Source organism: Methanobacterium sp. BAmetb5, from assembly GCF_003491305.1.
Classification (GTDB): Archaea; Methanobacteriota; Methanobacteria; order Methanobacteriales; family Methanobacteriaceae; genus Methanobacterium.
In genome coordinates this window covers 567,501-575,000 of record NZ_CP022706.1, presented here as the reverse complement: position 1 = coordinate 575,000, position 7,500 = coordinate 567,501, and the positions used below count along the sequence as shown (strand labels likewise).

Genomic DNA, 7,500 nt, shown 5'->3' with positions numbered 1-7,500 from the left:
TGTTTTCAGTCATGTTTATTTCCCCTTTTCAAGGTAGTACAGTGGATCAGGCTGTTCATACCACCAGTCCTTGTAGCTTCGTGGTGTTTTTTCGCTCAATGTCTTCTGGTAGGACTTGTTTTTAAAGGATTGTAACAGGAAGTTACCAAATGCTACTGCACCAGCATATCCACTTTGAGCGCTCCAGGGATCTGAGTCTCCTCTTAAGGAGTGTATTCTGGTGACATTGTTATCACGTTCCCATGTGCCTCCCTGGAATGGGCAGGTGAGGGTTAGATCGGGGTCCAGATTGGTGGTAACGTTGGCTTGTTCTGCTGCCTGGAATGTGTTAACCATTATATCGAAATCACCCATTTTTTCCACAATATCATCTAGCTGGTCAATCAGAAGATCGTCAAAGTCCTGGCTCATGGCTGCAGGAGCTTGAAGTCCTAATTCATCGAAGAAGGGTAACTGGTTAACTAACCGCCCTTGGCCCAGGGATCCTAAAATTCTGACCTTTTCACCATCTTTACGTAGTTTCAAGAATTCTTCTTGTATTGCCTCCATTTTTGGCACCCATGTTTGGTGCTCTTCAGCTATGAGTTCCTCTATTTCGTCTTCTTTTCCAGTGTACTTCCCGATCTCGCGTAACCACCCATCAGTATTGGTTATTCCAGTTGGGGATGGGTAAAGGAAGTATGGTACTCCATATTTCTTTTTAAGGCCTCTGGAGATGTAGTCTGTATAAGTTGGGCAGATGGGTGCGGTTAAAGCTGCTTCTGAGAGTTGTTCAAACTGTTCAACTGTTGCAAATTCTGGAATGAAGTTCACCCTCAATCCGACCTTCCCCAGAAGTCTTTTTATCTCCAGTCGGTCCTGCCAGGTGTAAGAGAGCATACTGGCTACATTAATCAGATCTTCCTGTTTTTCCTGAGGTTCCCTTACCAGATATTTTAGCACGGCATGCCAAAATGCATCATATCCTGTTTGTACCAGTCTGGAGCGCACGCCTTCACAGTGAATAGGCACAATTTTTGCTTTCACCTGGGGTTGAACTCCGTTTACACTTCCTTCAATATCCTCTCCAATGATTCCAGTGGTACATGATGTGAGTATGAAAATGGCTTTGGGAGAGTATCTCCGTTCAGCTTCCAGTATCGTTTCTTTTAACTTTTGACCAGCACCATAAACAACATCATTTTGCTGTAGGTTGGTTGTAAGCCAGTTAACATTGTATTGTGCCGGTCTTCCTAACTCAACAGGCACACCACGGAATAATTCACGGTAACCAAGTGCACCTGCAGAACAACCGACTGGTGCGTTGAATATCACAACGGCGTCACGGATTGTTGTCACTCTGTTTGAAAGGTAAAAGTTAAGCACACAGCCTCCAGACTGCTGAAATTTTCTTTCGGAACATTTCACGTTTCCTTCTTTGGCGTCTTTTAACAGTTGGCTTGCTTTTCCATAGTATACATTGGTACCATGGGCTCGATGCTCCCGGTTGGGGCATGTGTTCTTACTCAGATCGATTGCTTCATCTGGGCTCTTTTTATCTGGGCTCACTTAATTTCCTCCTATTTCTTCTTGGTATACAACGATGCCTGGATCGAAGAGCGGCTAAAACGATCTAATAACGATCGTTATATAACAATTGTTAAACAATTGATTTAGTATAAATAGTTAACGATCGTTAAATCAGGATAGATCCTTGAAAAATAGCTACTGAAACTAAAGATACAATGATTCGACTTTTCATTTACTTGTATATTCAGTTGAGTATTTTAAAATCATTATTTTTGTAAAAAAGGCATAATTAAAGGGTTTAATCTTCTTTAAGAGTTTATTCCAAGTGTCTGGTCCAATTTGACCTACCGATATCACAATGGAAATAGCGATTTGTTTTTCTTTTAAATCGAGACTTTATAGAATTATCCATTATAAAATTATCTATTAATCCTAAAATCTCCAATAATCAGTCTTTTTTCTTTTTTCTAATTTCTGCCAGTTGTTTTAATGCATCTTCGATAAATGTTGGTGCTATGTAGGGGCCTATGTTATTTTTCAACAGTATATCGATGGCTCCAGGACCAATTTGGCCGGCAAGTACTGCTTGGCAGTCAGATATTAGTTTAACACTTTTTTCCATGGATAATTCACTGTGACCCTCCGTACTGCAGGCCGGTTTGTTTTCTCGTAATTCCAGGAATTTATGGGTTCCATCTTCATCTAATTCGAAAATCAGAAATTGTGAAGCCATTCCAAAATGCTGATTGATATATTTGCCATCACTGCTGGCAACTGCTACTTTTATGGACATTTACTAACACCTTTATTTGTGATAAACATTTAATTTCTTTTACATTTAATCAGATTTATTCCATGTGTTTTCCTCTTTTTAGAGGAATTTCCTAAACCCAAAAGTTTTATATACTAATTTTTATAAGTTAACAATAGTTATATAACAATAGTTATATAAGTAGTTGTACTTACCTGAGTATGACTTTAAAAAACCAATACATTGGAGGAAAAACATGCCTGAAATAAAATTTTTATCAAATCTAGCAGATATAACTGGAGAAAAATCTCTGATAATTGAATATGATGGTGAAGTATCCGGTTTGATTGACAGTCTGGACACTAAACTTAAAGGAAAAGACTTCAAAACCACCATCACTGATGATGCGGGCCAGGTAAAGGATTTCGTTAAAATACTCATCAACGGAAATGACATTCGAGGAACCGGTGGTCTGAGTTCCCCAGTAAAAGATGATGATGAAATAGTTATATTCCAGACTCTGGCCGGTGGTTAAATTTGAATATCGGGTATCTTTCCACTATCTATCACACTTCCTTTATTTTAAAAAGTCCGGATAATAAATTTCTTGACAGTATAGGGGTTGAACTTAATTGGATCCTATTTCCCACAGGCCCGGCAATGATGGAGGCCTTTAAAAGTGGTGAAATAGATATAGGATATATAGGTCTCCCTCCAGTAATGATCGGGGTTGATAAAGGACTGAAACTCAAATGTGTGGCTGGAGGTCATGTGGAAGGTACCATTATGATTTCTGGAGATTCATTCTCTTCTTTCGATGATTTAAACAATCTGGATAAGGTATTAAAACAGTTTGAAGGTAGAAATATTGGAACTCCGGCACAGGGGTCTATCCATGATGTTATAATACGAGACCTCATCCAGGATCGGGATATATCCATCATCAATTATCCCTGGGCAGATTTCATACCCAGTGCCATACAAACTGGTGAAATAGCTGCTGGCCTGGGCACACCAGCACTGGCCACGGTTGCTTCTCGGGAGATAAAATCCAAACTGATAATTCCTCCCAGCAAATTGTGGCCCTACAATCCCAGTTACGGGATTGTGGTTCGTGAAGAGCTCCTAAACCAAGATCCAGATTTTATAAAAAATTTTTTAACTGAACATGAAGCTGCCTGTAATTTTATACGTAATCAGCCACATGATGCTGCAAAAGTAGCTGCTGGTGAGCTGGGTGGCATTGATGTGGAATTTATACTGGAAACCTTCCAGATCTCTCCCCGGTACTGTGCCAGTCTATCGGAAGAATATATAAGATCCACCCTGGATTTTGTCCCGGTTCTTCAAAAATTAGGATATCTGGAAAATAAAATAAAAAAGGAAGATGTTTTTGAGTTGAAATTTATTCAAGAGGTTCATCCAGAACCTTCGCACTACTATCTTCCCTGTGATGTTTCTGATCCAGAGAACTGATTTCCTGATCAAAAAGGGTTAACTTATTGGCCAATCCCCGGAAGTAGGGTATGTACACTCGGTGAATGGTCAGACGGTTGGGATTGATATTTTTCTCTTCTAAAACTTGTTTTAATTGTTTGACTTTTTCTTTAAGATGGGGATACATGAGATCATCAGGATACTCCCCTAAGAATATGCCGTCTGCACCATTTTCAAGGGCGTAAAGGATGTGTTTCATCATCAAACGATTCGATGATGGAACTTTAATTATCCGGATAGATTCAGGATAGGTTATTTTATTTATTCCCATGTTATCCGCAGCCAGATATCCCACACTGTCCAGGAAGGTGAGTATTATACGTTCACCATCCTTTTTGTTTTTAAGAATACCGGATATGATACCGAATAATTTTTCATCAGCATTCCCCTGGATACTGATGGCTTCTTCTGGACACTGAGAAAGACAGATACCGCATCCCTTACAGGCAATGGGGTCAATGGCCAGATTATCTTCCTGGATATAGAATGCCTTGTACTTACAGGTATCCATACATTTTTTGCATAGATTACATCGAGAGGTGTTGATGGTAGCTACGAATGGTTCCACCTCCAGGTTACCATTCATCAGTTCTGCCACCTTGGCTGCGGCAGCGTTGGCTTGGGAAACACTGTCGGTAATATCTTTAGGTCCCTGGGCAGTTCCACAAACGTAAACACCTTCCACATCAGTGGTGACTGGTTTTATTTTGGGGTGACTCTCTCTGATGAACAGGTCCTCAGTTAAACCTACGTTCAGTAATTCTGCAACCTCTTTGGTGCCCTCGGAAGGTTCAATAGCCTCGGACAAAACAACCATATCTGTTTCTATTTCCAGTGGAGTTTTTTCCAGACTTTCCTCTACCCGGACCACTAATTTTTCATTTTTCCAGGTAACTTCACCGGCCCGGCCCCTTATCAGTTTGATACCTTTATCCTGACCGTAACGCATGTACTTTTCATACATTCCCGGAGTTCTCATATCGGTGTAACAGATTATGACTTCGGTTTCAGGGTAGTAATGTTTTATAACGTTGGCGTGCTTCATGGCTACCATACAGCATACCTTGGAACAGTAGGGATTGCCATCTGGTTTATCATCACGGGAGCCCACACACTGTATCATTACCACTCTCTGGGGGACCTGGCCATTGGAGGGTCGCAGTAGCTGCCCTTCGGTGGGACCATTTACCCCGGTGATCCGTGCCAGTTCCATCTGGGAAATCACATCTGGGAACCTTCCGTATCCATATTCTGGTCTTTTGGACAGTTCAAACCGGTTATGGCCAGTGGCTACAATTACCGATCCCACGTTAAGGGGCAGGACTTCAGTTTCCATGGAAAAATCAATGGCATCCATTTTACAAGTTTCCTGACAGGTTCCACAGCGGATACAGTTTTCTTCATCAATGGTATATACATCAGGAACTGCCTGGGGGAATGATTTGTAAATGGCTTTACGGATGGTCATATTTTCATTCCAGGAGTTGGGCACTTCCACGGGACAAACCTCGGCACAGCTTCCACAGGCAATGCAACGCTCGGCTTTCACAAAACCGGGTTTCTTCTCCACTATTAAATTGAAATTTCCTGCTCTGCGCTCAGCCCTTAAGAGTTTGGTTTTGGTTAAAATTTCTATATTTTTGTTTTCCACGGCCTCGTTTACCAGTGGGTTTAAAAGGCACATGGCACATTCTTCGGCCAGTTTCTCCGGGGAGAAGACCTTACCAATTTTGACCATGGATCCACCAATGGTGGATCTTTCTTCAATGATCCGGGTCTTTATTCCCTGCCGGGCCAGTGAAAGGGCGGTGGTTATTCCGGATATGCCCCCACCAATAACTGCCACACTTTTTTTGGTACGTCGCAGTAACGGGTCAATGGGTTCTGAACACTTTGCCTTTTCAATGGCTGCACTGGTTAAGGAAATGGCCTTGTCCGTGGCTTTTCCTTTATCAGAGTGTACCCAGGAGCACTGCTCACGGATGTTGGCCATCTGCATAAGGTAGGGGTTGAGGGGTTTAACATACTTCTGGAATGTTTTTTCATGGGTAATAGGTGAACATGCCGCCACCACCACCCGATCAAGGTCTCTGTCGATAATGGAATCTCGGATGAGTTTACGGCCATTTATTGAGCACAGGTTCTCGAATTCTTCCACTACTGTGGCATCTAAGGAGGAGTGGAGTTTTTCCATATCCACGTTATCTGAGATGTTACCACCGCAGCGGCACAGGAAAACACCTACCTTAAGGTTTTCCTTGGCAGGGGTTGAAGTTAAATCTTTTTCATTCAAATTAACCAATCTCCTTTGGGGTTAATAATCAAGTGAATAGTAAATAGATCTAGTACTGATTTTTGATTAAGGCACAGATTCTTTTTTAAATATAACCTTTTTTTAAATACAAACAAATATTCTCGGGTAACAAATAAAACAACATGTTTATATCAATCTTTTTTTTATTTCATTACTGCTGTTTAATTATTCAAATTAAAATACAAATTATGTATTAACTATAGTGAAGTTTCATATAATTAAATATTTGCCAATTGATGATGAATTTATTATTTAGATATCTGATTGGACATATACTAGAACAAATTATCATGATTTTAGTTACTTATACAATTCACGATTACAACTCTTAAAATTTAAAGAAAAGCATTTTAATCTAATTTTAGCTTGTAATCCTAACCGGGGACTTTTTTGGTCATGGATTGTTTCCTGGTTAGGATATGAAGCTTATGGCAGAATTTTTGGTTTTATGGTTTGGATCAATTTTTCAAGATAAAATATTCACCATAACATCCTCATTCAATTGGATGATACATGACAAGGCAGAGAGGATGATTTTTTTAAAATGGGAGGTTATGGTGATATTATCCCAAAATTTCCGGGGTGAATGGTGATAATATAGATCTTTTTCACCCATCTTGGAAATAACCATTGTTAGCTTTATATTAGTTATCTACACATAGTAAAACACCTCTTGAGGAGATATAATAGTTGCGAATGGATTTTTATCTTCTTTGATTTTATTTATCTACAACTACACATTTCTTAGCACCTCACAAGGGGCTTTTCATCTTTAAGGGTGTGAATTATTTGTACTATTTTTCTCCTTAAGGATGGTTATTATTTTTTCAGTACTTAATTGAGGTCAGGGTAATAAAACGACCATGCGTTTGTCTTTTATAACGATCGTTATAATTACCCCCACTATAACAATTGTTATATTCCTATATAAATCTATCGTTGGGGACTAAAATAAAATTGAATAGAATAATCCTGCTAGGAAAATATGGAGATAATGGAATGAATTTTAGAATTGATAAAATGAAAAAGAATGATGGCTTGATGTGTCAAAAATCTATTCTAAAGCGGTAATATGTGGAAATGCAAATTTTGAATTAAAATTACCCCTTCCAGAAGTATGGCTTAAAAAATGCATTTTAGGAAGTGTTCTGGTAGTACGTGAAGATCATTCCAAAAAAACTGATCCCATACGGGGATGGGGCTCTTTATCTTCAGTATCCAATAGGGAAGTTTACTGGGGAGTTGTGGAGGATAGTATCTATGTGGATCCGGAATATCAGGGGATGGGTATAGGGAATCTCTTGCTTGGAAATTAATCGAATTTGCTGAAGAAAAAGGATTCTGGACATTACAGGCTATTATGTTTGCTGAAAATACAATAAGCATTGATCTACACAGGAAATGGGGATTTAGAGTGGTTGGCACCTGT

The 7,500-nt window shown here is 39.6% G+C and carries 8 protein-coding genes (2 of these 8 running past the window's edge); 4 read left to right on the top strand and 4 right to left on the bottom strand.

All coding sequences use genetic code 11. The features are described 5' to 3' along the window. From CIT02_RS02720 to CIT02_RS02710, 3 genes are all read right to left on the bottom strand, one after another. Positions 1–13, bottom strand: partial view of a nitrogenase component 1 gene (locus CIT02_RS02720; protein WP_292613784.1) — the beginning only. Its footprint begins 1,346 nt before the window's first position; the window shows 13 of its 1,359 coding nt (coding positions 1–13); its start codon is at positions 11–13; the stop codon falls past the left edge of the window. Positions 14–15: 2 nt separating this feature from the next. After that, entirely contained in the window at positions 16–1,548 is a 1,533-nt protein-coding gene (locus tag CIT02_RS02715; RefSeq protein ID WP_292613782.1) for a nitrogenase component 1, read from the bottom strand. Between the two features lie 409 nt (positions 1,549–1,957). After that, on the bottom strand, positions 1,958–2,302 hold the full coding sequence (locus CIT02_RS02710) for a NifB/NifX family molybdenum-iron cluster-binding protein (protein WP_292613780.1): 345 nt from the start codon (positions 2,300–2,302) through the stop codon (positions 1,958–1,960). 214 nt (positions 2,303–2,516) lie between these two features. On the opposite strand from CIT02_RS02710, the gene CIT02_RS02705 reads away from it, so the two are divergent. Continuing rightward, positions 2,517–2,795 (top strand): MoaD/ThiS family protein, encoded by a 279-nt coding sequence (locus tag CIT02_RS02705; protein WP_292613778.1) that lies wholly within the window; start codon positions 2,517–2,519, stop codon positions 2,793–2,795. Positions 2,796–2,797: 2 nt separating this feature from the next. Next, positions 2,798–3,736, top strand: coding sequence for an ABC transporter substrate-binding protein (locus CIT02_RS02700; protein ID WP_292613776.1), 939 nt, complete (start codon positions 2,798–2,800; stop codon positions 3,734–3,736). Here CIT02_RS02700 and hdrA read toward each other — a convergent pair. Next, positions 3,666–6,050 (bottom strand): ferredoxin:CoB-CoM heterodisulfide reductase subunit HdrA, encoded by a 2,385-nt coding sequence (hdrA, locus tag CIT02_RS02695; RefSeq protein WP_292613774.1) that lies wholly within the window; start codon positions 6,048–6,050, stop codon positions 3,666–3,668. The genes CIT02_RS02700 and hdrA overlap by 71 nt on opposite strands. Positions 6,051–7,114: 1,064 nt before the next feature. On the opposite strand from hdrA, the gene CIT02_RS02690 reads away from it, so the two are divergent. Together CIT02_RS02690 and CIT02_RS12070 are read left to right on the top strand one after the other, a co-directional pair. Beyond that, positions 7,115–7,387 (top strand): GNAT family N-acetyltransferase, encoded by a 273-nt coding sequence (locus CIT02_RS02690; RefSeq protein ID WP_292613773.1) that lies wholly within the window; start codon positions 7,115–7,117, stop codon positions 7,385–7,387. Next, a protein-coding gene (locus tag CIT02_RS12070; RefSeq protein ID WP_363124186.1) for a GNAT family N-acetyltransferase crosses the window boundary here: on the top strand, positions 7,345–7,500 show its 5' portion. Its footprint extends 78 nt past the window's final position; only the first 156 of its 234 coding nucleotides appear in the window; its start codon is at positions 7,345–7,347; its stop codon lies beyond the right edge, outside the window. The genes CIT02_RS02690 and CIT02_RS12070 overlap by 43 nt, the downstream gene beginning before the upstream one ends.